The sequence below is a fragment of the Paenarthrobacter aurescens genome (genome assembly GCF_025421775.1).
In the GTDB taxonomy this organism is placed as follows: Bacteria; Actinomycetota; Actinomycetes; order Actinomycetales; family Micrococcaceae; genus Arthrobacter; species Arthrobacter aurescens_B.
This window is the reverse complement of the sequence record NZ_JAOEFX010000002.1, coordinates 225906-251396: the sequence shown is the minus strand read 5'-3', so window position 1 is coordinate 251396 and position 25491 is coordinate 225906. Positions and strand designations below refer to the sequence as shown.

Annotated in this window: 15 protein-coding genes; 2 read left to right on the top strand and 13 right to left on the bottom strand. The window is 62.0% G+C overall.

What is annotated here, in order from left to right; translation table 11 throughout:
• Positions 1–15 precede the first annotated feature (15 nt).
• A complete protein-coding gene (locus tag N7568_RS04470) occupies positions 16–2304 on the bottom strand; it encodes an alkaline phosphatase family protein (protein WP_261608696.1) in 2289 nt (762 codons plus the stop codon).
• A gap of 413 nt (positions 2305–2717) precedes the next feature.
• Here N7568_RS04470 and N7568_RS04465 point away from each other — a divergent pair, with 413 nt between their 5' ends.
• Positions 2718–3755: a Gfo/Idh/MocA family protein gene (locus N7568_RS04465; protein WP_231341683.1), complete on the top strand. Its 1038-nt coding sequence runs from the start codon at positions 2718–2720 to the stop codon at positions 3753–3755.
• Positions 3756–3878: 123 nt separating this feature from the next.
• Positions 3879–5012, top strand: a complete 1134-nt coding sequence (locus N7568_RS04460; protein WP_261608695.1) for a LacI family DNA-binding transcriptional regulator — start codon at positions 3879–3881, stop codon at positions 5010–5012.
• Positions 5013–5041: 29 nt separating this feature from the next.
• Here N7568_RS04460 and N7568_RS04455 read toward each other — a convergent pair whose 3' ends face one another.
• The 12 genes from N7568_RS04455 to N7568_RS04400 all read right to left on the bottom strand — a co-directional run bounded on the left by N7568_RS04455 (position 5042) and on the right by N7568_RS04400 (position 25232).
• The gene (locus N7568_RS04455) at positions 5042–5944 is read right to left on the bottom strand and encodes a carbohydrate ABC transporter permease (protein ID WP_091465792.1); all 903 of its coding nucleotides are present in this window, start codon (positions 5942–5944) and stop codon (positions 5042–5044) included.
• Entirely contained in the window at positions 5941–6951 is a 1011-nt protein-coding gene (locus tag N7568_RS04450) for a carbohydrate ABC transporter permease (protein ID WP_261608694.1), read from the bottom strand. The genes N7568_RS04455 and N7568_RS04450 overlap by 4 nt, the downstream gene beginning before the upstream one ends.
• Positions 6952–7067: 116 nt before the next feature.
• Positions 7068–8384, bottom strand: coding sequence for an ABC transporter substrate-binding protein (locus N7568_RS04445; protein WP_089593958.1), 1317 nt, complete (start codon positions 8382–8384; stop codon positions 7068–7070).
• A 235-nt stretch (positions 8385–8619) separates the two neighbouring features.
• Complete coding sequence (locus N7568_RS04440; protein WP_261608693.1) at positions 8620–9684, bottom strand: COG1470 family protein; 1065 nt, start codon at positions 9682–9684, stop codon at positions 8620–8622.
• A 24-nt stretch (positions 9685–9708) separates the two neighbouring features.
• Positions 9709–10338, bottom strand: coding sequence for a hypothetical protein (locus N7568_RS04435; RefSeq protein WP_261608692.1), 630 nt, complete (start codon positions 10336–10338; stop codon positions 9709–9711).
• A 91-nt stretch (positions 10339–10429) separates the two neighbouring features.
• Positions 10430–14722, bottom strand: a complete 4293-nt coding sequence (locus N7568_RS04430; protein WP_261608691.1) for a family 43 glycosylhydrolase — start codon at positions 14720–14722, stop codon at positions 10430–10432.
• 186 nt (positions 14723–14908) lie between these two features.
• Entirely contained in the window at positions 14909–16846 is a 1938-nt protein-coding gene (locus tag N7568_RS04425; RefSeq protein ID WP_261608690.1) for a DUF5107 domain-containing protein, read from the bottom strand.
• A gap of 1 nt (position 16847) precedes the next feature.
• Positions 16848–19931 (bottom strand): glycoside hydrolase domain-containing protein, encoded by a 3084-nt coding sequence (locus N7568_RS04420; RefSeq protein WP_261608689.1) that lies wholly within the window; start codon positions 19929–19931, stop codon positions 16848–16850.
• Between the two features lie 174 nt (positions 19932–20105).
• Positions 20106–20870 (bottom strand): copper homeostasis protein CutC, encoded by a 765-nt coding sequence (locus tag N7568_RS04415; RefSeq protein ID WP_261608688.1) that lies wholly within the window; start codon positions 20868–20870, stop codon positions 20106–20108.
• An 80-nt stretch (positions 20871–20950) separates the two neighbouring features.
• Positions 20951–21367: an acyl-CoA thioesterase gene (locus tag N7568_RS04410; RefSeq protein WP_261609025.1), complete on the bottom strand. Its 417-nt coding sequence runs from the start codon at positions 21365–21367 to the stop codon at positions 20951–20953.
• Between the two features lie 56 nt (positions 21368–21423).
• On the bottom strand, positions 21424–23502 hold the full coding sequence (locus N7568_RS04405) for an ABC transporter ATP-binding protein (protein WP_306422589.1): 2079 nt from the start codon (positions 23500–23502) through the stop codon (positions 21424–21426).
• Positions 23499–25232 carry an ABC transporter ATP-binding protein gene (locus N7568_RS04400; protein WP_261608687.1) on the bottom strand — a complete coding sequence of 578 codons (1734 nt, stop codon included), beginning with the start codon at positions 25230–25232 and terminating at the stop codon, positions 23499–23501. Before N7568_RS04400 ends, N7568_RS04405 begins: the two co-directional genes overlap by 4 nt.
• Positions 25233–25491: the final 259 nt, after the last annotated feature.

The window sequence follows — 25491 nt, the reverse complement described above, 5'->3', positions numbered from 1 at the left end:
AGGCAGCCGGGCTGCTTATGGGCAGCTGGTGCCGGTGTAAGGAACTGTCGAGGTGAAGCCTGCAGACTCATCCGTTGCACCCGAGGTGACACTGACGGAGCCAGCCGGGAGTATCGCAGCACGGCTGTTGAAAGCGATCGAAGCACCCTTCCCCGGGGCTACCCCGGCAAAGGACTTGGACCCATAGGCAGTATCCACAGCGATGGTCAGGGCGTCTGCCGTGGTGTTCTGCACGGAGACCGCGAGGTAGGCCTTGTTTCCGATGCATCGCATGGCGGTGGTGGCCGAGTGCGTGGGCGGGTTACCGGTTTCCCCAGGGTTCACGGCACTGACAATGAGCCAGCTCAACTGCACATCAGAGGAGCGCGTCTTGCGGAGCGTGAAGGTGAGTTCGCCGTTCTCGCCAACGGTGACGTTGCCGTAGGCCGCGGCCTGGTTCTCCGATGAGTAGTCATGGTCGGCTTCGCGGACCTCGTTGTTAATGGTCACCTTGGCGCCGCGGTTGTCCCAGGACCAGGGATCGGCATAGCCGGCGTGAACCGTGTACATGCCCGGCTGAAGGTTTCCGAACCGGTAGGTCAGGTCCCGGCTGGACACGGCGTACCGCAACGTTGAGAACATATCTCCGCTGGATTCGCCGCTGCTCCCACTACCGGGGCTTTCGTATCCCCAGGGCGCTCCGCCGGCCGGATCCGCACCGAAGGGCTGATCGGCCGTGCTGTTGAGGAGACCCCCGTCCTGGGCGGCCGCACCGGTCAGCGACAGCCAGTCAGATGTCTGCTGTCCGCCGGCGTTGACCACGTAACGGATGTCGGACGCCTCGATCGTGTCCTGGATACCCACCGCGTCCACAGCCCAGAAGGAACTGTTCTCTCCCGTGTAACGGAACCGGAACTGCGCCGTCGTGGCTCCTGTTGGCACGGTGAAGGGCAGCTTCTCCACCGTATTCGTAGCCGTGGAGTAACTCTTCAGCGTCTGGGCGGCCCCGGTATCGAAGGTTACTGTGACCGTGGCTGACTGGGGACCATCGATGGCGTAGTTGGTTGCGTAGCTGAGGCTCGCGCGTCGCAGCCCGTCAACGGGAAAAGCGGGACTGACCAGCGTCGAGTCGAACTGACCGGACGCGTGCTGCTTGTCGTCCCATTCGTCCGAGTCAGCCACCGCGATCACGTCGCGGCCACGTACCGTGGTTTCACGGCCCTGATCGCGATCGGCTGCTGTCCAGAAGTCATCCGTGGCAAAGGTCCACCCCCGCCACTCCGCAGTCCCACCGGTGGGCATTGCCGAGTTGTCGATGGACCACCCCACAGGCGTCGCCTTGGTCCACCCAAGAGTGCCCGCGGGGATCGCGGTCTCATCGACGCCGGGCTGCAGCACTGGGCGCAGGGAGTCGAAATCATCGTGGGTGAGGCTGCCAAAGGAATTTCCGTCGAGATTCCATTCGGACTTCACGGGCACCCCTGCGGCGGCCATGACGGTGGGGGCAACGTCCACAAGCTTGGCGTCGTACCGGGTTACGTTTGCGGCGATTCCCTTGCCAACCATCGTGGTAAAGACACGCCGCTCCCCCGCGGAGCTTCCGCCGTGGCCTCCTGTTGGGGTGTGACCATGGTCGGTGGTGACAACAACCGTCCATTCCTCGTTGCTTGGGCGTGCCGCCACCGCGTCCATGACTTGGCCAATCCTTGCGTCCGCGCTGGCAAGAGCCGCGCCGTAGTCAGCCCCACTGGTGCCCACACGGTGCCCCACCGTGTCCACGTCCTCCAGGTAGAAGAAGAGATCGTCCACTGAGCCAGTGGAGATTGCGTCCACTGCGGCCGTCGTTGTGTCCGCATCGGTGGAGAACTTGGTCCGCACGTCCACACCCGGACCGAAAATGGTGGCGGTAATGGGCTGCCATGTTCCCATTGCCGCGGTCTTGCGCGACGGTGATGCCGCGTTAATGCGTGTCAGGTAGTCCGGGTAAGCGCCAAATTGTGGAGAGCCAAACCCGTTGTCCAGGACGTTGTGCTTGTCCGGCCAGACGCCGGTGGCGATGGTTGCCCATCCCGGCCCGGAGGACGTCTCCGCCATTGGCTGGGTATACAGGTTGCTGACCGACGTTGTGCCCTGAGCACGCAGCGCATCCAACCGGGGCATCTCTGCCGGGCCCAGGGAATCGAAGGCTGCCCCGTCAACCCCGATAATCAGCGTCTTCGCTATGGGCGCCTCGGCGGCCATCACGGGGGCGCTGGACAAGACTGTGCCGGTCAGTGCCACGGCCGTAGCCGCGACCCCCGCCCACAGACGTAGATGGTGTGCCATGGAGTGGTTCTCACGATCTCTAGGGTGCTCGTGGTGCAGCGACCAGCTGCCAGGCAGTGCCCCACCAACACCCGAAATCGTCTGCACCGACGAATGATTACGTAAACATTGAAGTGTTGCCCCGGCGTCATTGTCAAGAGTGTGGGAACCGCGATCCCGCCATGACACAGCCGTAGTCGCGGGCCGCCCCGCCAGCACCCCTGCCGAAGAGCTTGGACTACCCGCGTAAAATGTTCTATTTTGGTAGCTATTGTTTAATAATGGTGCAATCCTTAGGGTGGATCGTTCCGAAGATTCTTGTACCGGTGGCACCGGCCGCTTCCTTCTCCACCGCTGCGCTTTCCCCAAGTCCGTTGCCTGCCCCCATAAGTTTCGATGCGCACCAAGGCGCAGAATGAAGGAATAATCCACCAATGTTTCCGACCACGTTTCCCGAGCCTGAACTCTTCTCCCCGGGCAAAGACGTCCCGGCGTTGCGTTGGGGGCTGCTGGCGCCTGGATGGATAGCGGACCTTTTCGTGTCTGCCATGCACGAGCACACTGACCAACGATTCGTCGCCGTCGGCTCCCGGTCTGCTGACCGTGCGCGATCGTTCTCAGCGCAGCACAGCATTGCAAGGGCGTACGACTCGTACGAGCAGCTCGTCGCCGACCCCGAGGTTGACGTGGTCTATATAGCTGCGCCGCAAAGTGAGCACTTAACGCTCGGGCGCCTGTCTATCGCTGCCGGAAAGCACACTTTGATCGAGAAGCCGATGGCGACCACTGCCGACGAAGCCCGCGCGCTGGCCGCGGCGGCTCGAAACGCCGGAGTGCTGCTGATGGAGGCGCTGTGGAGCCGCTACCTACCGCAGACCTCCGTGGTGCGCACTCTGGTCAACGACGGGTTCCTCGGGGACGTCCGTTCTGTGGTCGCCGATCACGGCCAGGCCATTCCTGGCTACCCGGATCATCGCCTTCACCGCCGCGAACTGGGCGGAGGGGCACTGCTCGACCTCGGCATCTACCCCGTACAACTGGATTCGATGGTCCTGGGTGCGCCACAATCGATCACGGCGATCGGCGGTCTACTCGATACCGGCGTCGACGCCTTCTCCACTCTTGTGCTTGGCCATGGGCGTGACGTCCAATCCACTCTCACCACCAGTCTTGCCGTCCGCACTCCGTCCACCGCAGTCATCTCCGGCACACAAGCGAGAATCGAGATGGATGGTTCCTTCTACATGCCGACCACTTTCCGCCTCGCGGGCAATGATGGTGACGCAATGGTGTGGAACGATACGACCGGGGTGACGTCCATGGCCGGGCTGTCTTGGGAAGCGACGGCATTGGCACGATTCGTTGGCGAAGGCCGTACAGAATCGCCCATCCATACTCTGGACGAGACCATCTCCATCCTCGAGACACTTGACGAAGCGCGCCGTCAGCTCGATGTATCCGCATCGCTTTAGACAACCCCTTTCTTCCGCCAGCGCCGAGCTCCCGGCCGTTCCGGCACTGGAAGCCTTTCGGCAACACTTGGAAATATCTACGCAAACGGGACTGAAAGTGACAGTACCTTTGTTTAGGTGAACATGGATCAGGAGAACACAAGCATCGGGACTCCGGCGGGACCGTCCAAGGAGTCCCGGAAGCTCGCGGCCAAAAAGCGCGCCACCAGGGGGCCGTCCATCGGGGACGTGGCAAAGGCCGCAGGCGTCTCCGCCCAAACCGTTTCCCGGGTTTCCAACGGACTCACCAATGTCGAAGAATCCACTAAGAACAGGGTTCTCGACGCCATGAAGGAACTTGGCTACCGGCCCAACAGGGCCGCACGTGCGCTCAAGAGCGGCCAGTTCAAATCCATCGGTGTCATCATGTTCACCCTCTCCAGCTTCGGCAACATGCGAACCTTGGACGCCATCGCCACGGCTGCCTCGCAGGCTGGCTATTCAGTGACGCTCATCCCCGTGCAGGACCCCACCACCGGAACCGTGTCCGGGGCCTACGAAAGACTGCGGGAGCAGCAGGTCGACGGTGTGGTTGTCATCTTCGAAGCCCACCTTTTGGATGACGCTGACATAACGCTTCCTGAGGACCTCCCGGCCGTGGTCATCGATTCCAACGCCGGTTTTGGCTACCCCATGGTGGACACTGACCAGGCACAGGGTGCACGCTTTGCTACCCAGCACCTTCTGGACCTTGGCCACCAACAGGTGTGGCATATCGGTGGACCCACCACGTCCTTCTCGGCGACGCACCGGGAAGAATCATGGAGGCGGACGCTCAAGGACGCCGGTATTGAGGCCCCTTCGGTCCCCCATGGCGACTGGTCCACCGAATCCGGCTACCAAATCGGTCTGGAGCTTGCGGGCAACCCGGATGTCACCGCCATTTTTGCCGCCAACGACCAAATGGCCTTGGGAGCGATGCGTGCCCTGCATGAACAGGGTCGCCGCATTCCCGAAGATGTCAGCATTGTTGGATTCGACGACCTGGACGAGTCCACGTCCTTCTGGCCGCCACTGACAACAATCCACCAGGATTTCTACGCCGTGGGCCGACTCAGCATCGAAAACCTGCTTCAGCAGATTGCCGGCACCGGTTCGGTGGACGATTTCACCACCGTGCCTACCAGCATGGTGGTGCGCAAGAGCACTGCAGCTCCCCCTGAGGGAGCCCGGCCGCCGTCTGCGCGGAAAAAGCGCGTAGCTGCGGACAAGGGGTAACCCTCCTCCGCAGCTACGCCGTTGGACTGCTACCCCTTGCTTGCGCCCAGGGTAAGCCCTGCCACGAACTGTCGTTGCAGGACAAGGTAGATGATCATGGTGGGAATCAAGGTGATCATGGCACCAGCCGCGATCAGGTTGTAGTTGCTCAGGAACTGGCCCTGGAGGTTATTGATGGCGGTGGTGATCGGGAGCCTGTCACCGCTCTGGATAAACAGCAAGGGCCAGAAGAAGTCGTTGTAGATGAAGATGACTTGCAGCGTGCCCAAAGCCGCGAGTGCCGGACGGCAGAGTGGCATGATGATGTTCCAGTACTGCCGCCAGATTCCAGCGCCATCCACCAACGCAGCTTCCGTCAGGTCTTGCGGCAGGGCTTTCATGTAATTGGAGAGCACAAAGGTGCAGAAGCCAATCTGGAAAGCAGTGTCCACGATGATGACGGCTATGTAGGTATTGAGCAGGTTACCGGAGTCGCTGATGGAGTACGGCAGGGAAACATGCTTGAACATCTCAAACAGCGGTGCTGCAAGGACCTGCGGTGGCAGGAGGTTGCCGGCGGTGAACATGATCAGCAGCGTGATGTTGAACTTCCAGCTCACCCGCGATACTGCAAAAGCCATCATGGACGCGAAGAGAAGCGTCAGCAGGACGGTGGGAACCGTGATCAGGACTGAGTTCAGGAAGTACTTCGAGAATCCTCCCTGGTTCCAGGCCTGGACGAAGTTCTCGAAGCCGAAGCTGCCGCCGAAGCTGAAGTAGCCGTATTTGTCGGTGTCCTCTTTGGGACGGAGCGCCGTATAGAGCGACCAGACCAGCGGCACCAACCAGATGGCGGCCATGACGATGAGGAAGATGTGAGTGCCATAGTGGCGTTTGCCGGTCTTGCCGGTCCTGCCGGTCTGGACAGGAAGGGTACGGGCGATGGTGCTCATGCCTCTTTCTCCTTGCCGAAGGTGCGGATGAGGTAGAAGACAATCGGCACCAGGGAAATCACCAGCAGTACCACGGCCAATGCTGAACCGACGCCGATCACCTGTCCTTCACCGATCAGGTTTTGGATCACCAAGGCGCTGAGCAGTTCAAGCCCGTTGGTGCCGCGGTTGATGACATAGACAATGTCAAAGGCGCGGAGGGACTCAATGATGGTGATGACCACGATCACGATGTTGACCGGGCGCATGGCGGGGAAGACAACGCGGAAGAAGGTCTGGACAGCATTGGCGCCGTCAATCGACGCTGCTTCCCTGAGGGCAGGGTCCACACCCTTCAGGCCAGCCAAGTAGAGGATCATGACGTAGCCTGCGTGGCGCCACGTAGCTGCGATCATGGCGGCCCAGATGTTGACGTTCGAGTCGCCGAACCAGTCCACTGCCTGGGGCGTGCCGGCCGTACCGAGCAGGAAGTTCAGCAGACCGCTGTCGCGGTTGTAGAAGAGCTGCCAGATGATACCGATCAATGCCAGGGAGAGCATGACGGGCGTGAAGAAGATGCTCTGGTAGATCTTGCTTCCCCGGATCTTCTGGTCCAGGAGCACAGCGAGCAGAAGGCCCAGCGGCGTTGCAATCAGGGCCAGGAAAGCCAGCCACAGCACGTTGTGCTGCATGGCCGGCCAGAACGGTGGGTAGTTCTGGCTGATGAACTCATAGTTTTCCGTCCCGGCAGACTTGATGTCGGCCAAGTCCAGCCCGTTCCATCGGGTGAAGCTCAGTCCAATAGAGGCCAGGGTGGGCAACCAAACGAACAGCAGCTGAATGAGCGTTGGAAGGCCCACCATGATGCCAAGGACGATTTTGTCCCTGCGACTCAGGCGGCGAACCTTCCTGGATTTCTTGCGCGTTCTTCCGGCTGTTGCCGGCGAGGCGTGTGCTGTCCCGCGTTGGGCGCCGCCTGCAGTGGGCCCACTGTTCGGGGAGGCCGGTTTTTCGGCTGTGGTACTCATGGGAATTCCTTTGGTATTCGTCGCACAGGGGCCGGCCGCGGTGTGACCCGCGGCCGACCCTTGCTCGGGAAGCCTGGCCGGTTGACCAGCAACCGTATGGCCAAGGCAGTCCTGCGCTATTGGGCCGCGTAGAGCGACTTTGCCTGCGCTTCCAGGTTCTTCACGTCGACGCTTCCATCCTTAATGAAGGACTGAAGAGCCGGAATCATGACGTTGTTGGCCATGGCCGGCAACGCATCGCGGTCCAGGAACTGGCTGATGTACTTCGCGTTCGCGATGGTGTCCGCACACTTCTTGTTCAGGGCAGAGTACTTGGACGTGTCAGCGCCCTTGGCCGTCGCGATGTTGGAAGTATCTACGGCCGCGTAAGCGTCCTGGCCCTCCGGGGTTCCCATGAAGGCAAGGTAGTCGCGGGCAGCCTGGTTCTCTCCACCCTTCTTCGACAGCAGCAGGCCATCGATCGGAGCTTCAACAGCGTCAGTTCCCTCCATGGCGATCTCAGGGAACGGGAAGAAGTCGATGTCCGCCAGTACTGCGGGATCCGTGAACTGCTGCGTCACGAATGAGCCCAGGAGATACATGCCGGTCTTCTTGGCCTCGAGGGCTTTGGCTGCGTCCTGCCAGGTCTGCCCCAGTGCTGCGGGGTCCTGGAACGGCAGGAGTGCTTTCCAGGTATCGAAGACGTCGCTGACCTTCTTCTGGTCCCAGCTCTCCTTGTGCGCGGTCAGGTCGATGTGGAACTGGTACCCGTTGAGGCGCATGTTGATGTAGTCGAAAGTGCCCATGGCGGGCCAGCCGTCCTTGTCGGCAAAGCCGATCGGAATGATGCCATCGGCCTTCATCTTGGCAGCGAGCGTGGTCAGCTCATCGAAGGTAGCGGGAACTGAGTAGCCCTTTTCCGCCCAGAAGCTCTTCCGGTAGAAGAAGCCCCACGGGTAGTTGTAGTTGGGGACCAAGTACATCTTGCCGTCGGGGCCGGTGGACGCCTTCTTGATGGCGTCGGAGAAGTTGCCGCCGATCTTTTCCCACACGTCGTCGACGGGAGCCAGGAGGCCCTTCTCTGCGTAGTACTGCATGCGGTAACCGGCAAACCAGGTGAAGGACTCATCCGGGCTGCCCTGCAGGTAGGAGTTGATCTTGTTCTGGAAGTCGTTGTGGGGAACCACGTTGGTCACCACGTCGAAGCCCGACTTTTTGGTGAAGGCGTCCGTTACTGCCTTGTAGGCAGCACGGGGAACTTCGTCCGATGAACCCGAGCCGAAGGTGAGGCTTTTTGATGAAGCACCAGGGGCAGGACCGGAACCACCCGTGCATGCAGACAGCAACGGGATGCCGGAGGCGGCTACGGCGCCGATTCCAAGTGTTTTGAGGAAGGTTCGCCGTCCTGGACCGGCGCCTTCCGCCGCCTGGAACGGGCCAAGATTTACAGCCATGATTACTCCTTTGGATCGTGGTTCTTCGTGAGACTGTCCAACATCCGCATGCGCACCGTGAGATAGCTCAAGTGTGGGCCTGTGGAGGCATAAAGTCGCCGGATCTAATCAACATTCTTGTGAATGTTCACGTAAACATTGAGTTGCAAGAAGTTTACGTAAACATCGGTGGTTTGACAAGGGTATTTTTGCTGCATTCCGGCACTTTTACGGGAGCGCGGCAAGCACCCCGATATCAGGGGGTTCCCGCTTCCCGGCGCCCAGCCTCCCGGGCCTCTTCGACCAGCCGGACAAGCTCCTTCTTCCGCCGCCTGCGCCCCCAAAAGAGGCCCGCAAAGAGGAGTACCAAGGCAACAAGGATGGCAAGCTGCGGCCACGGAATGGCCCATAGCGTCACGCTTTCCTGCACGGGTTCCAGCGATTGGGTGGCCCCGTCAGGGGCAATCACCCCTTGCGAAACGGTCACCGGCAAGGTCATGATGCCCAGCGGCCAGACACTCGGCACATGGATGCTGACGGTTCGACGGTCCCCGGGCAGCAATTCGAGAGTTCTGGCTTCTTCGGTCCCGGAGGCCGGCCACCGGGCGTCATTGACCATGGTGGAGGGATCCACCGAAAGTCGGACGTTGCCCGTATTCTCCAGGTCAACGGTAAGGTCAGCGGATCCTGGTTCCAGGGGATTCCACGACGTATCGTAGCTCGCGGTTGCCTTCATGCTGAGCGCAGGTCTGACCTCCCCCTTCACCCGGGTCATGACACGGAACCCAACGCGGCTTTCCACACCCAGTTGCGTCCCGTCCGAGCCGCCCTGTGAATAGATCGAGGCAGCTATGCCCGCTGCATGATCGCCTGGTGTCGCGTTGTCCGGGACCGTCACCGTGAACGGCACGACGGCGGTACCTCCCGCCGCTACGGTGACCGTCTTGTCCATGGAGATCCACGTTCCCGCAGCAACCGACTGTTTGTCGGCGGGCAACATATTGAAGCGTCCCGTTGGCGTGAAGTACCCGTCAGCTGCGGTGAGGGCAAACGTAACGTCCCTGTCGCTGAGGTTCCTGACCGCCAGATGCCCGTCGACGCTGGCCCCTGGATCGAGTTCGAGTTCCACCCACGAGCGGCCATCCGGGCCCGATGCATCCGATGGGGTCACCGCCCATGTGACGGGGTTGTCACTGGTGGTGGCAAGGCTGGCGGTTGCAGCAGCGCAACTTGCACAGACCATGGCCACCATGATGCACATCGCTGTAATGCAGCGTCGCAGCAGTCCGCCATCGGACGACTTGAGGGTTGGGGACCTCATGGGACGAACATACCTCCGCAGCAACTACTCGAACAGGGACAATGTCAGCTTGGCGGAATAGCCGCCAGGGGCCACCGTTGCAGGCGTGCGAAGGAACAAGTCAGCATTGGCTGTCCACTGCCCTTCAGAGGCAATCGCCGCTGAATCCAAGGCCAAAGCGAGCAGTTCCTGGTCCACCAGGCCTACGGCATTGGCACCGGAATCCATCGACGTGTCCACCTGGTCGCCTTCGGTCACCTGACCGGACTCACCGCCGTCGATAATCTGCGGCTGCCACCCCAGGTGGGAGGCGCTGATGGCCGGCTGACCTGCCGCCCCGGCAAAGTCTGACGACGTTCCCAACACGTACCAACCGGCACCCGCCGGGATGTCATTGGCAGCCCTGGTATCGGTGACAGTCACCGTGGGCAACGTTCCTTTGAACTGCCGCACCGTAGGGGTCGACCCGTCTTCGGTCAAGGTCGTGGCGGTACCGGCGACACTCATCGCAAGCACACCGGCGTCCACGATTTCGGAGATGCCAACGTTCACGTCCACGTCCTGGTCGCCGTGGTTTTGGTCAGCCATCGCCATACCGGCGACACCCAGCAACAACGCCGTGGCAGTTGTGATGGCGGCAGCACGGGGCAGAAATTTATGTCGGTTCACTTTCATGCTTCTTTCATTTAAGCCCGGCAAACCTGCCGGATGGAGAGGGGTAAGAGAAGCTGGTGGCCCGCCAATCAGGCGGGCCACCAGCGTCAGGTTAGTTGCAGGATGCTGCGTTGTAGGCGGCGTTTGCTGTCACTGATACCGGTTGGCCGTTGACCGTGGCCTTGGCTTCAACGGCTACGGTGCCCGCTGGTACCGAAGCGGCGCGGGTGGTGAAGGCGTGCACTGCGTTCTTACCGGGTTTGACCTCGGCGAAGGTCTTGGTTCCGTAGGCCGAGGTGAAGGTGGCCTGGACTGACTTGGTGTCGTTATTGGTCAGTTGTGCCGTCACGGTGACCTTGCCGGCAACACACTTGGTGCTTGCCGCTGCGGTGACGTTCAGCGCCGGGGTGGTCTCCGTGAGGACCGGGTTGGCGATCATCAGCCAGCTCAACTGCACATCCGGTCCCCGTGTCGGGCTGAGCGAGAAGGTGATCTTGCCATCCGTCCCCACCGTCACGTTTTGGTAGGCAGCGGACTGGTAGTCGCCACTGTAGTCATGGTCAGCTTCCACCACGGCACCGTTGACGGTGACCTTGGCCCCGCGGTCGTCCCACTGGGCCCATGGATCGTAGTACCCGGCGTAGACCGTGTAGGTGCCCGGAGCCAGATCGTTGAACTTGTAGCTCAGATCCCTCCCAGCCTTGGCGTAGCGGAGGGTGGTGAAGATATTGCCATCCGCGGTTCCGGAGACTCCACTGTCCTGGCTTTCGTAACCCCAGCTCTTGCCCGTCGCCGGATCAGCGCCGAAGGGCTGGTCCGCCGCGCTGTTCAGGACAGGTCCGTCCTGGGCCGCTGCTGCCATCAACGCGGTCCAGTCGGCCGTCTGCTGCCCACCGGCATTGACCGCGTACTGGACACCGTCAGGAACAACAGGGATGGTCCGGGTGAATGTCCGGTTACCGAAACCGGGGAGCGTGCCCGTAGCGGTGATGACTCCCACGGTGTTCGTGTTGCCGGTGACCTGCCAGGTGACGGGCTGGGTGGAGCTTTGCCCGTTCTGGGTGACTGTCACGGAGTTAACACTGAAGGTTGCGCCAACAGCCAGGCTGGCAGGAACACCCGTGACGTTCCATGCGGAGTTGGCGTCCAAATCCTCAAGTTTCCACTCGGACGGGGACTTCACCGCCAGCGTCTTGCCACCCTCGCCCATCTGGATAGGCAGCCACACCATGGGTGCGGTAGCCAAGGCCTGATCCGATCCGCCGTTCCAGCGGTCGCCCATGTAGATGAATTTGCCGTTCGCTGGATCAACGGGGATCACCGAGGACGGCTGCGAGTTGTTGGAGTTCCAGGAAACATCGCTGCTGAACGGATCTCCCATGTCAGTCCACTCCCCCAGGATGCTGGTGGCCGTGCCGTACCGGGACGGGTTCGGCGACCAACCAGTGGTTCCCGACGAGATGATGAAGTAGCGGCCCTGGTATTTCATGATGGCCGGTGATTCACGGGACTGGTTGACAAAGGCCCGCCGGAAGTCGACGCCCTCCACCGCCGTATCCGGTGAAGCGGACAGGTAGGTGTAATCAGCGTTGAGCTTGGAGATGAACATGGTCTTGTTCTCTTCGCTGGAGTAGATGATGTAACCGGTGCCATCGTCATCCACAAAGAGGTTCATGTCCCTGGCCATGCCCGGGTTGTTCGGAGCGAAGTTGGTGGGATCGCCGGCCGTTGCCTTGTGGAGGCGGTAGCTGTCGATGTACCGGAACGGTCCGAACGGTGAATCAGAAACTGCTACGCCTGCGTTGGCTTTGGCGTACTGAGCGGTAGACCACGACGACGGCCCGTCAGCGTGGACCCACATGACCCACTTGTTGGTGGCAGCGTTGTAGATGACCTTGGGCCGCTCAAGGATCGGCGGGGTCTCGCCATTCACAGGCACTGTTCCGAGGTCACGGTAGACGGCGTCCTTCTGCTCCGTGGTGTAGCCCGAGTACAGGTTCTGGAAGTACGGATCCGAGTCGATTTGCCCGCGTGAGGACAACGTCTTCAGCGCAACTCCCTCGTCCTTCCAGTTGTACAGATCGTAGGAGCTGTAGGCGTGCACACCCGGTGCGGAGTGGTAACCATTGGTGCGGTCCTCCCCGTACAGGTAGTAGATCGTCTTACCTTCGGAATCCTTGGACGTCACCACCTGGCCACCATGGGCCTGGATCAGGTTGCCGTTGTTATCCCGCCAGTCCTGGCCGGGCCGGAAGCTGTTGTAGCCCGTGCCCTCACTGGCATTCCGCAGGGTGAAGGCCTGGTTGGCCCCACCGTTGGAGGTCCACAACCCAATCCAAGCACCTTCGTGCGTGGACTGGTTTGAGACGTCCAGGACCTGGTGAACGCCAGCGTTCAGAAGGCTGAACGAGGTACCGTCCGTGGTGCTGAACAGCCACTGGGCCGAGCTGTCCGTGCGTGCTTCTTCGTCAGTGATGGTGCGCAGCGTAGTGCCGTTGGCATCGGCTGCCAATGCACGGCCATCAGCGAGCCTCAGGACAAAACGGTCACGGGTGGTGCCGTCTTCATCAGCGATGAGGGTTGCTTTCCATACCTGGTTTCCACCGGCGACCGAATCGCTGAGCACGGTTTTCGGTGAGCCCTCCGATGCCGTAACTGCACGGCCACTCTGAACTCCGACGAAGCTGTAGGACTGTCCATCCTGTACCGCCGGCGCATCCGCTGCGACGCCGGATGCCCCGTTCACCACGAAGGTGGTGACGGACTTGGCAGGAACGGTCAGCGTCGCCGAGCGCGTTCCGGCGTCGATGGCGACGGCGGTACCGCTGACAAGCGCGTTGGCCGTCGGATCACCGGATAGGGACTGGGTGGTGACCACTGGAGTAACCGTGGCACCGGCAGCGATCGTTGCGAACTTGGACAAGTCCACCTTGATGGTCTTGGCCTGATCGGAATCGTTGGTGTGCACCATCGACAGACCGGAACCATCGGCCTTCAGCGCAGATGTGGTCTTGCCGTCGCTGGTGGGAATGATCCGGTCACCCGGGGCGATGTAGTGGGTGAAGTTGCGGATGGTGTTGTACTTCGAGTTCACCGTGGTGCGGCACGAAGGATCTGCGGCGCCTGCGGCCAAACGCCGCACGGAGTCGCCATCGGCATTGCAGTCGAAGTCGATGAAGACGGATCCCCAGTTCTTCTTCTCGCCCAGTTCCATGTTGTAGAGGTCTTCGACCGGCTGCCACAGCACCCAGGACTCAGGATCGAGCTCGCGGAGGTCATCGGTGATGCGCGTGGCCATACCCAAACCGTTTTCGATGCTCTCCGGATTCCAGGAGTCACCGCCCCAGTTGCCTTCGACTTCGCTCATGGACAGCGGCTTGTCCGTTGCCTTGGCGATGTCGCGAACCGCGAGGCGGTCGCCGGTGGAGTAGGTGTGGACGTTCAGCTGGCTGACGGCCTCTTTGGTTTCCGGAGTCCAGCCGTTCCAATCTTCCAGGAAGCGGCTCGGGGAGGTCTCATCCGGACCGGAGACCTTGGCCTCGGTGGTGGTGCCAGGCTCGGCGAGCTCGGCAGCCATGGCGGTCAGCACCTGGGATTGCAGTGCGGGGCCTGCGTGGGCACCCTCCTGGCCTCCTCCATTTGGCAGGCCGTTGCCGCCGAAGGTGGTCTTCCAGTAATTCGTGTTGGGCTCGTTGAGGGGGTTGATCGTGTCGAAGCTGATGCCTTCAGTTTCTTCGACGTGCTCAGCCGCCTTTTTGACGTAGTTGACGAACTTACCGATGGCTGCGGGCTTGATCTGGTCGGCGTTAGGGTCTGTACCACCGCTGACGTAGCCGCTTTCGGTCATGAAGTAGGGCGGCGAGTTGCTGAAGGCCTCCCAGGTGGTCACTTTGTCCTTGATAGCCGCGATCCAGGCACGCTGGGAAGCATCGGCGTCGAGGTTGTAGTCCGAGGCGTTCTCGCCGGTCCAGGCGGCCAGGAAACGGTCCCGGTCAGCGTAGTTGGTGGTGATCGGCCCATCCTGGTCGGAGAGGCCGGCATTCGGGTTCCACCAGCCGGGAACAGCTCCGCCGGGACGAAGGTAGTCAGGGATATCCGTGGCGTTGCCACCGCCAACGTTATAGCGGGCGATGTTGAGGTTCAGGCCGTCGTCACCGAAGACCTTGTCGATCAGATCGTTCCGGATGGCTTCCGGATACTGTCCGGTGGCGTTGGCCATCCAGACGAGGCTGGTGCCCCAGCCTTTGAACGACGGGCCTGCCTGGGCCGGGTTGGGGGTGAGGACAAGGTCCTCAGCGGCGGATGCCGGCGAGGCCAGCAGGGGAAGGGCGCCTAGGGCGAGGGTTGAAGCAGCTAAGGCCGCGACCAAACGATGACGCGACGATGCGTGCGAGCTCGACAACATTGTCTTAAATCCAATCCGTTCATGTTTACGTGAACATAGAAGAGGTTTACGTAAACATACAGTGACCCACGTCACCCGTCAAGTGGTGATTTTTGCTGTCCACCCAACGTCTGCCACCCGGCCGCCGGGGATAGCGCATTCCCACTGGAACCCACTATCCCCGGGACTTTTTATCCTTCGAAGGGACTAATGCATCCCGAATTGGTATGCGGCAGGCACTGCCTCGTTCGGGCAGATTTCTTCCCACAGCGCAGCGATGGCGTCCTCGCCCTCGCGAAGGTCCGGAATCTCGACGCCCTCTCGCAGGATCGCGGCTGCCGCACCGGGGTTTCCGGTTCTTGCGAGCGCCAGCGCCCTGAGGAACCTCAAACGTCCGACGCCGGCACCCTCCTTGGGTGCCGTGTCGTTCAGTTCCAGCGCCATGGCTGGGTCCCCGTGCCGGATGCTGAGAGTCACGGCTTCTGTCAGCAAAGCTGCGTTTGAAGAGTCAGTCTCCACGCCCTTCCGGAGCTCAGCGAGTCCAGCGGTGTCCTGTCCGGCGGCGAGCAGCGCCAAGCCCAGTCCGCGGTGTGCGAGCGCCTTGACACCGGCAGAAGCCTCTTCATTGGACAACACGTCCCGGTACAGCTCCTTCGCACCCTCCAGATCCTGCCGGGCGTGCCGCATGGTGGCCAGTTGGAAGGTCGCCTCAGGGCTGTCCTGCGCCACGAGCAATGCTTCCCAATCTGCCCCCGTAACAAAACTGGGCGCGCCGTCGAACGCTTTTCCCTGCAGTAGCCCAAGCCACGGTTCCTGCTCCCCCGTGATGCTCCCGTCCGCAAACGGCGTTCCGCTTTCGTCCACCCAGCCCCTGCCGCTCTTCTGCCGCCGGGCCCGCTCCACCACTCCCCATCCGCTGCCGTTGAGCAACAATGTCGACGGCGGGACGTCGGCGTCGGCGATGGCTGCGGGAAGCATCGCCTCGAGTTCTTCGTGCGGCAGAAGCTCTTCCAAGCGTTCGCCGGCGTGCGCCACCGCGGCGGCCCAATCATCACCGTGCGAGGTCTCCGAATTCAGATGCCCGTTACCGTAGGCCTCCACCCACGCCCATGCTGCGCCGGCTGGCATCACCAGGTGCTCGAACTGCGTCTGCGCCAAGCCCGCCTGGATCTCGGCATACGGCCCGGCTCCGGGGCTCAGCCACTCCTGCCACCGTTTGCCGCCCTGTCCCTGGCCCCATACGAACAGCTTCTTGCCCCGCAGAAGCCCCGTTGAGAGCATCGCCAGCCCGTCGCCGTCGTCGTCCGCTGCCACAACCCAGCGCCGCTCGGAAGGGTCGATGTCGAAGAAGAAGTCCGCCGCGTGCGGGCTGTTGACCGGCCACGTGCCGTCATAGCCTTCGTGTTTGGTGGGGCGGACGCGGGTGATGTCCGTGGTGTAGTCGCTGCCGTAAGCTTCGTCCGCCGGGGCGATCACGCGGGTGCGGTCCGTCTCCGGGATGGCGGCGTTGCTCCACCAGTACATCGGAACGTCGTGGTCATTAGGGTTCCGGATCCGCACCGCAGCGAACACCACGGGCGATTCCGCGGGGAGCCAGATGTCCACTTGGAACACCACTTCCCTCAGCCGTTCGAACTCCCACATCCGCAGGATTTGCCTGCCATCCGGGGTATGGACAACCGCAGTGTGCAGGGGATCGCAGCTGGTGGGCGAGTGCCCGCGGGTCCCGATGTTCCACTCCAGTCCGCCCGCGAACCATGCCTTGCGCAGCGCGATGTTGGCCAGCTGTGGGGCGTCGTGGGTGTGGAGGAGCTGCTTGCCGGTCGCTTTGTCGAAGAGTTCCCAGATTCGGCCGCCCAGCGACGGGATGACCGTCACCTTGAGCTTGCTGTTTTCCAGCACGACGGCGGGCATTTCCTTGGGTGCCGCCTCCCGGCTGTAGCCGTCCTGCATCAGGTACGGGTACACGTTGGGCACCACACCGTAGCGGGCCGAGGCCTGCAGATCTTCCGGGACGCCCTCGCCCACCGTGTAGGGCTGGTCAAGCTCGGCAGCCACCACGGGCAAAGGGTTGAGCGGGCCGAGCTCGGCCATGGTCAGGGAAATGGTGGTGACGGTGAGGGTGGAGGTTGCTGTGTCTGCCACGTCAGTATCCGATCGTGAGAAGGAGGCCGCGCTGCGGCTCAATGGTGATGGCATCGTCCGGTGAGTAGCTGGCGGCGGACTGGAAGCCGCGGATCGCCGGAGCTTTTACTACGGTGTCCTTGGTGACGGCAGCGTCGTCGAAAGTCAACGTCACTTGCTCAGTGTGCTCGGCCCAGGAAGCCAGCGCCACCACCAGCCCTTGGTCCGTGAGCCACGTGGTGGCCAGGATTCCGGGGTGGCTTGTCTTGACTGGTCCCTGGGGGTCCCAGAACCCTTGCATCGCGGCCCGTTCCAGGCCGTTGGCTGCCCAGAACTCCCAGAGCGGCCGGTTATCGACGGCGGGCGCCCTGCCGGTCATGCCGAACACCATGCCGCGCCACGGGTTGCCGCCACCCTCCAACATCTCGCCCATGAGACCGAACGGAATGCCGGACAGTTCCACCAGCCAATAGTCTGGATCGGTAGTGTCGTAGTCGAAGTACTCCCCCAGCCAGAGCCTGTCCACATAGGGCAGCTGCTCCATGTACAGGTTGGCCGATGACGCGTATCCGTCGTGGGCTGTGAACTGGTTGGCCGAGTGGAGGTCGATCTCCGGGCCGTCCACGCCGCGCGCCTCGCAAGCCCGCTCAAGGACCTTCCGGACACGCAGCATGGCGTGCCGATCGTACGCGATATCGTCCAGGTAGATACCGTCGATCCCGTCCTCACCCTTGGCCAATTCCGCCAGGCTCCGCACGTAGAAGTTCTCCCACCGCGATTCGCCCGTGGTCACCACCGCGATGTCTTCAACGTTCGGCGCGAACCACGCGGAGACGTATTCGCTCACTGCATGTTCCTGGAGCCAGATGTGTCCGGCACCAGGACCATCGCTGAAGATCTCGTGGTCCAACTGCAACAACGGCAGCAGCTCCGGGCTGCGGAACGTGAGCTCGCGGACCGTGTTGTAGATCTTGGCTTTCAGGCCATGCCGATGGCACTCAGCCACGTACTCTCGCAGCGCGTCCTGGGTCAGCAGGGGGTCATTAATATAGGGCGCAGGGGCCGTGGCGTGGTGGACGTTGACCACGGTGGCGCCGGCCGCCTTGATGTCCGCTGGGTCGGCGGGCTGGTGGAAGTAACGCTTGGACAGGTGTTTCCCGGGCTCGATCGGTTTGAAGGGCGTCAGCAGCAGCCGGAAATCGAAGTGCAATGGCTCACCCGCATTGAGCGTCCGGGCGCCGCTGAAGGCGTGCACCGTCACTGTGCTTCCAGCAGTCCGCACCCTAACCCCACCTCGCACCACCTCGCCCTTCCCGTCATCGGGCTGCCGGTTGGCCCACGAGATTGGTTCAGCCAGCGGCTTCTCCCGGTAAAAGTTGGTGTTGAGGGGCCGCTCATACCCGTCATCCCGCAGGGCCAATTGAACCCCGGCGTTGACGCCTCCCAACCAGAGCGCATCCTGGTTCTTGTCCGCCACGTCCCATGTCCAGTCCAGGCTTTCCGGGCGACGCCCACCCGGGACGCCCAAACCCATGGCGAGCGGCGCCGCAGCTTCAATGAAGCCAAGCTGCAGGCCGACGTCGGGCACGTCCAGGGTCCGCTCCGGGCTGAGCCGCAGCGTGTACGAAACTGCCCCATCGGCGTCGAGAGCGCCGCGCAACTCCAGCGATACAGCAGCCTCGCCACGAACCCGACCCAACCAGTGACAGCGCCACGAGACTCTCCCCCGGCCCTCTTCCCTGAAGGTGAGCGGTGAATAGCTCCAGTCGATGCCGCCAATGGCCAGACCCATCGGAGCGCTGAAAAGTTCGACGGCGGGACCATCGGTTGCGGTAACGGCGGCGGTGAAAGTGGACGTCACCTGCGCCGGGAGCCCCGACTCGGTCAGCCGAAGCGACCTGCCCAGAATTCCCAACGTCCTGGTGTGTTCGTCCAGCGTGACGGCGGTGAAGGGGCTGACGAGCTCGCAGTCCTGCGCCACCCGTGAATCCAACCAGGCCAGCCGCCGCAGGAGACGCGGATCGCCAAAACCACCGGCGGCAACCGACGGGTCTGCGTCTACGTCAGCAGCCACGTCCAGCCTGACGTCAATCCCCCGCGCCGTTTGGCCCGCAGCCGTGATGGTAACCGCCGCTTCCACCGTGGTTCCTGCACTCTCCAGGGGGACGGGAACGATCACGTACAGGGCCTTCACCTTCCCCGCCGGAATGGCCAGACTCCGCTGCCATGGCCCGCCACGACGGTCCACGCCGCTGGTGTTGATGCAGTGCCCGCCGGCCGGTGAGGTCACGTGGACGGAGACGCCTTGGAGGTCTTCCTGCGCATACAACCCAAGCTGGACCACGTAATCCTCCCCGGGCTGGGCATTCGCGTGGAAGGTTCGCTTCGGTCCGTTGATCACCCAGTGCGCCGGAAGGTCCCTGTGCATCGAGACGGGATTCAGGTGGTCCTCGGGAAACACCAGGAACGCCTCGCCTGCATGGCTCCGGTGGAAGGTCTCCAGTTCGTCGCTGCGGGCCGTGAAGTTCATCGGCGCGAAGGAATCCCGCTCGCTGGCGGCCTCATAACGGAGAACTACCGCCTGGGGTGGTGCAGCGTCCGGCAGCTCCGCTTCTGCCGCCCGCGCCCACGGAGAACGCACGACGCCGGCAGCCCACGCCGGGTCTGCGGCCGGACGCTGCGGGAGGTACTGCGCCTGCGGATAGTGGGGTTTCCCCAGCATGGCGTAGGGCAGGTAATAGACAAAGTAGGTCCCTTGACCATCGATGGCTTCGAAAACCAGGGTTCCCGACTCCCGGGTTGCCTCTTCCACGACGACGTTGCGGACTCTCGTTCCGGTCCTTTCCGAGACAACGATGACATCCACAGCTGCCGGATCCTTGTCCTGCCGGCGCCAGGGCAGCACCACCCGGCAAGCCCGGTCTGCCTGGCCACCGTTCTCCACCACTTTCACTACTTCCACCACGAACCGGTGGTTTCCGTAGAGCAGTTTGTCCCACGTCCCGATGCCGCATTCCACCTCCGGGTGGCCCTCGGTCAGGTTGCTTTTTCTGTCGGTTGTTGGAGGGGAAATAACGGCCGGTGAAACCGGCGAGGGCAGCGGCATCGCTGGGACTCCTGAAGGTAGCTTCCGGGGGTGTCACCGAGTTGGTGAATCCTTACATCATCCCGGGATACCGCAGAACCGTAAAGGGTCATTACGATGCGTACTCACTGGCATTTCTGCCCGAGGGCACTGGACGTCAGCCTCCAAGTCAGGCAGACAGCCAGGCAGGCAGGCTTACTTCGTGGCTGCCAGGTTCAGCGCGTTGACCTTCGCCTTGGCGGCCCGGACAATTTCGCGGTCGGTGACGGTGTACGCAGTGGGATCATTACCGTCTTGGGCTCCAAGCGAAATCGCCCCAACCCCGAGGGTGGAGACAGTCTTTTTGGCGGACAAGTGAACGGCGGACAAGCCTGCTGCATGCATCGCGGGGATGTCCTCCAAGGACAATCCCCCGCCGGCCATGATCTCCAAGCCGCCGCCGACCCTTTCCACCATGGCGGCCAAGGTCTGCAATCCTGCCCCTGCGGTGGCCTGGTGCCCGGATGTAAGGACCCGTGTAAAGCCAAGATCCAGCAAGTGATCAAGGGCGGCGAACGGATCCCGGGATTGGTCAATCGCGCGATGGAAGGTCAGCTGGGCCTCGGGGTTGGCCATTTTTGTTGCGTCCACCATGCGCCGAACCGCTTTTACGTCCACTTCGCCGGACGGAGTGAGAGCCCCGACCACCACGCCGTGCGCGCCCTGGGCAAAAAGGTGCCGTATCTCGTGGACCATCGTGTCCACTTCCGATGCTGAGTACCGGAAATCGCCGGGCCTGGGACGAATCAGCGGGTGGATCTCGAGGCGGCCGTCGACGTGTTCCATGCTGGCTTCCATGAGTCCTTGGCTGGGCGTGATGCCACCAAGTTCCAGGCTGCTGCACAATTCAACGCGGTTGGCTCCCTCGGCAGCGGCCGTGCCTGCTCCCGCAGCGCTGACCACGGCAATTTCAAGTTTCATGCTGAAACTCTACGCGGAGTTTTTGTACAGGTAATGCCCCTAAGAAGGCTCCTTAAGGGCATCACCTGTACAAAAACTCGTCAGGCTTGGTAGCGCCCGAGCTTTTCCTTTTGTTCCGGGGTGAGCCTGAGCACCCGCCCGGTGGCCTCGGCGACGAAAGCAAGGTGGGTGGTGGCTTTGACGCAGTCCTCCCGGGTGACCGGATCCTTGATGACGTAGTGGAGGTCGAAGCTCGCACCCTTGACGGCACCAACCCAGATCTCTACGACTGCCGGGATGTTGCGGTATTCCAGCGTCCGGACGTACCGGACCTTGTGTTCCACCACGAGGGTCATGGTGCCCTCCTCAACGTCGTTGAAGAGGGCGGCCGGAGGCTCGATGCCGGGGAGGCCCGCCCCGCGGGGTGGCCCGAAGGCTGCGATGCGGGCTTCCTCAAGCATGCGGACAATCTGAACATTGTTGATGTGTCCGTAAGCGTCCATGTCACCCCAGCGCATGGGCACGAGGACCTCAATGCGCCGGGGTGACAAGGACTCCTTCAGTGAATCCGTGCTCAGCTGTGCACCGCCGTCGAGTCGTCCACTGCCGTCTCTTCCTCACCAGCGAACTGGGACATGTACAACCGGTAGTACGCACCCTGCAGGGTGAGCAGGTGGGCGTGGTTGCCCTGTTCCACGATCTTGCCGTTCTCCATTACCAGGATGGTGTCGGCGTCGCGGATGGTGGACAGGCGGTGGGCGATCACGAAGCTCGTCCGGTCCGTGCGGAGGGCAGCCATGGCCTTCTGCAGCAACAGCTCAGTACGGGTGTCCACGGAGCTCGTAGCTTCGTCCAGGATCAGCAACGAGGGGTCGGAGACGAAGGCACGCGCGATGGTGATCAGCTGCTTCTCGCCAGCACTGACGTTGTTTCCTTCTTCGTCAATGATCGTCTGGTAGCCGTCCGGGAGTGCACGTACGAAGCGGTCCACGTAGGTGGCCTTGGCCGCCTCCATGATCTGATCCTCGGTGGCGTCCAGGTTGCCGTACTTGATGTTGTCGTAGATGGTCCCGCCAAACAGCCAGGCATCCTGCAACACCATGCCCACCTTGGACCGAAGCTCGGAACGGGTGAGGTCCTTGATGTCCACGCCGTCCAAGGTGATCCGGCCGCCGTTGAGCTCGTAGAAACGCATCACGAGGTTCACCAGCGTGGTTTTGCCGGCACCGGTGGGGCCGACAATCGCAACCGTGTGGCCAGGTTCAGCTGCGAACGACAGGTCCTCGATGAGCGGCTTGTCCTCCACATAGCTGAACGAGACGTGCTCGAACTCAACGTGACCGTCGGTCTTGGAAGGCAGGTGGCGTGTGCCGTTCTCTTCGACTTCTTCATCAGCGTCAAGGAACTCGAAGACGCGCTCGGCAGAGGCCACGCCGGACTGGAGCATATTCGCCATACCGGCGATCTGGCCCAGCGGCTGGGTGAACTCACGCGAGTACTGAATGAAGGCCGTGGCGTCGCCCAGGCTCATGGAACCCGATGCAACACGGAGGCCACCCACCACGGCGATACCGACGTAGGACAGGTAGGACACAAAGTTCATGGCCGGGAAGATGACGCCGGACACGAACTGTGCACCGAAGGAGGCCTTGTAGAGTTCCTCGTTCTTCTCGTCGAAACGCTCCAGCATGTCGGCATCGCGCCCGAAGACCTTGACGAGGTCGTGGCCTGAGAACGATTCCTCGATCTGGCCGTTCAGTGCGCCGGTGTTCTTCCACTGTGCTGCGAAGAGCTTCTGGCTGCGGGCACCAATAACACCCGCCACGATGCCGGACAACGGCAAGGCGATCAACGCAATCAGCGCCAACTCCCAGGACACGATGAACATCATGACCGTGATGCCAAGGACCGTGAGCACTGAGCTGACCAACTGGGAGAACGCCTGCTGGAGGCCTTGCTGGACGTTATCGACGTCGTTGGTCACCCGGGACAGGATGTCGCCGCGCTGGCGGGTGTCGAAGTAGTTCAACGGAAGCCGGTTGAGCTTGGCCTGGACGTCGTTGCGGAGCTTCTTGATGACCCGCATAACGATCCTGTTGAGCAGCCAACCCTGGGCCCACAGGAAGATGTTGGCCACAAAGTACATGAGGAGCACGATCGAAATCAGGAACGTCAGCTTGGGGAAGTCGACCCCGTTGGTGAGCTCCATCTTGGAGACCATGTCCGCAAAGTTGCCCTGGCCCTGCTGGCGCATGAGTTCCACGAACTGCTCTTGGGAGACGCCCTCGGGGATCTGCTTGCCCATGACGCCACCAAAGATGACGTCCATGGCGTTACCCAGGACCTTGGGGGCGATCACGTTGAGGACCACCGAGACGATGACCAGCCCGATCACGATGTACACGCCAACGGCCTCGGGCTTCAGCAGGCCCATGAGTCGCTTGGCGGACGGCCAGAATTCCTTGGCCTTCTTTGCCGGGACGTCGCCGAACATGCCACCATCGGCTTCTGAGGGGACGTATTCCTCTTCGACAAAGTCGTCGTCGTCCAGGGCTTCGGTTGCTACCTCAGCCTCGGCTGTGGCCTTTGCATCCTTTGCGGCTTGAGCCTTGGCAGCCCAGCCACGCTTCTTCTGCTGGTTCTGCTCGCTCATGCCACTTCCTCCACGCTCAGCTGGGATTCAACGATTTCCTGGTACGTGGGTGACGTCTCCAGCAGTTCGTCGTGCGTTCCGCGGTCAACGATCCTGCCGTTATCCAGCACAAGGATCTCGTCCGCATCCGCGATGGTGGAGACGCGCTGGGCCACAATGATGACCGTCGCATCCCGGGTTTTGGCCTTCAGGGCCTTGCGGAGCCTGGCATCGGTAGCCACATCCAAAGCGGAGAAGGAGTCATCAAACAGGTACACGTTGGGTTTGGTTACCAACGCCCTCGCAATGGACAGCCTCTGCCGCTGGCCACCGGAGACGTTGGTACCACCCTGGGCGATGCGCCGGTTCAAGCCGGACGATTTTTCTTCCACGAAGCCCTTGGCCTGCGCGGTTTCCAGCGCCTCCCAGAGTTCCTCGTCCGTGGCGTCCGGTTTGCCGAAGCGCAGGTTGTGCTCGATGGTCCCGGAGAACAAGTACGGCTTCTGCGGCACCGCAGATACCCGGCTGGTGATCTCCGATGCGTCCATCTTGGTGACGGGCACGCCGTCGAGCAGTACATCACCGGAAGCGACATCGTAAAGTCGCGGCAGCAGCGAGACCAAGGTGGTCTTGCCGGCACCCGTGGAGCCAATGATGGCCAGGGTCTTGCCGGGCTCGGCGGTGAAGGAGATGTTGCTCAGCACCGGCGCCTCGGCACCGGGGTACTTGAACGTGACGTCCCGGAACTCCACGCGTCCCTTCTTCTCGGCCGGCACCACCGGTGAGGTGGGGTTGTGAATGGAAGGCTCAACGTCCAGAACCTCGCCGATGCGGTCTGCACAGACGGACGCGCGGGGAATCATCATGGCCATGAACGTGCCCATCATGACGGCCATCAGGATCTGCAGCAGGTACTGGAGGAATGCCGTGAGCGCGCCCACCTGCATCTCGCCGGAGTCCACGCGCTGGCCGCCGAACCACAGTACGGCCGCAGTGGACAGGTGCAGGATCATGCCGATGGCAGGGAACATCAGGACGAACAGATTGCCGATCTTAACCGACACCGCAGTGAGGTCTTCATTGGCGTCGCCGAAACGCTTGGCCTCATGGGGCTCGCGCACGAAAGCACGGACCACGCGGATACCGATGATCTGCTCACGCAGTACGCCGTTGATGGCGTCGATCTTGGTCTGCATGGACCGGAACAGAGGCATGAGCCGGACTACGAGGTAGCCCACGACGGCCACCAGGACAGGGACGGAAACCCAGACCAGCCAGGAAAGGCTCAGGTCCTCACGGAGCGCCATGATGATGCCGCCAACACACATGATGGGTGTTGAAACCATGAAGTTCAGGCCCATGAGTACCAGCATCTGTACCTGCTGGACATCATTGGTGCCCCGGGTGATCAGCGTGGGAGCACCGAACGTGTTGACGTCCTGGGCGGAAAAGCTACTGACCTGCCTGAAGACGCTGCGGCGCAGGTCCCGGCCAATGGCCATGGCGACGCGGGAGCCAAAGTACACGGCAATGATGGCTGTGAGCACTTGTCCAAGGGCGACAGCGAGCATGAGCGCACCGGTCTGCCAGATGAAGTCGGTGTCTCCGCGGGAAACTCCCTCATCAATAATCTTGGCGTTGAGGCTGGGGAGGTAGAGCGTGGCGATGGTGGACGCCAGCTGAAAAATCAGCACGGCCACGATCTGCGGCAAATACGGCTTGGAGTAGCGCCGTATCAGGGTGACAAGCATGCCCACGGGTCCTTAGAAAGAGTGCGTGAATGAGATAAGAGAAGTGTCGCAGCCGGGGCTGACAGTATTAGCCTCCCTACTGTACGAAATCCGTTGCCCCGGCGAAACAACATACGGAAAAGATCATCCCAGCGGAGTATTTGCCGTGTCGTGGGTACTCCTGCCGAGGCGGCGGTACCGGCACGAGAAAGCGCCGGCTGGGTTTCCAGCCGGCGCTTTGTCGTACCTCACTTGTTCGCTGCACCGGGCGTTCTACGCC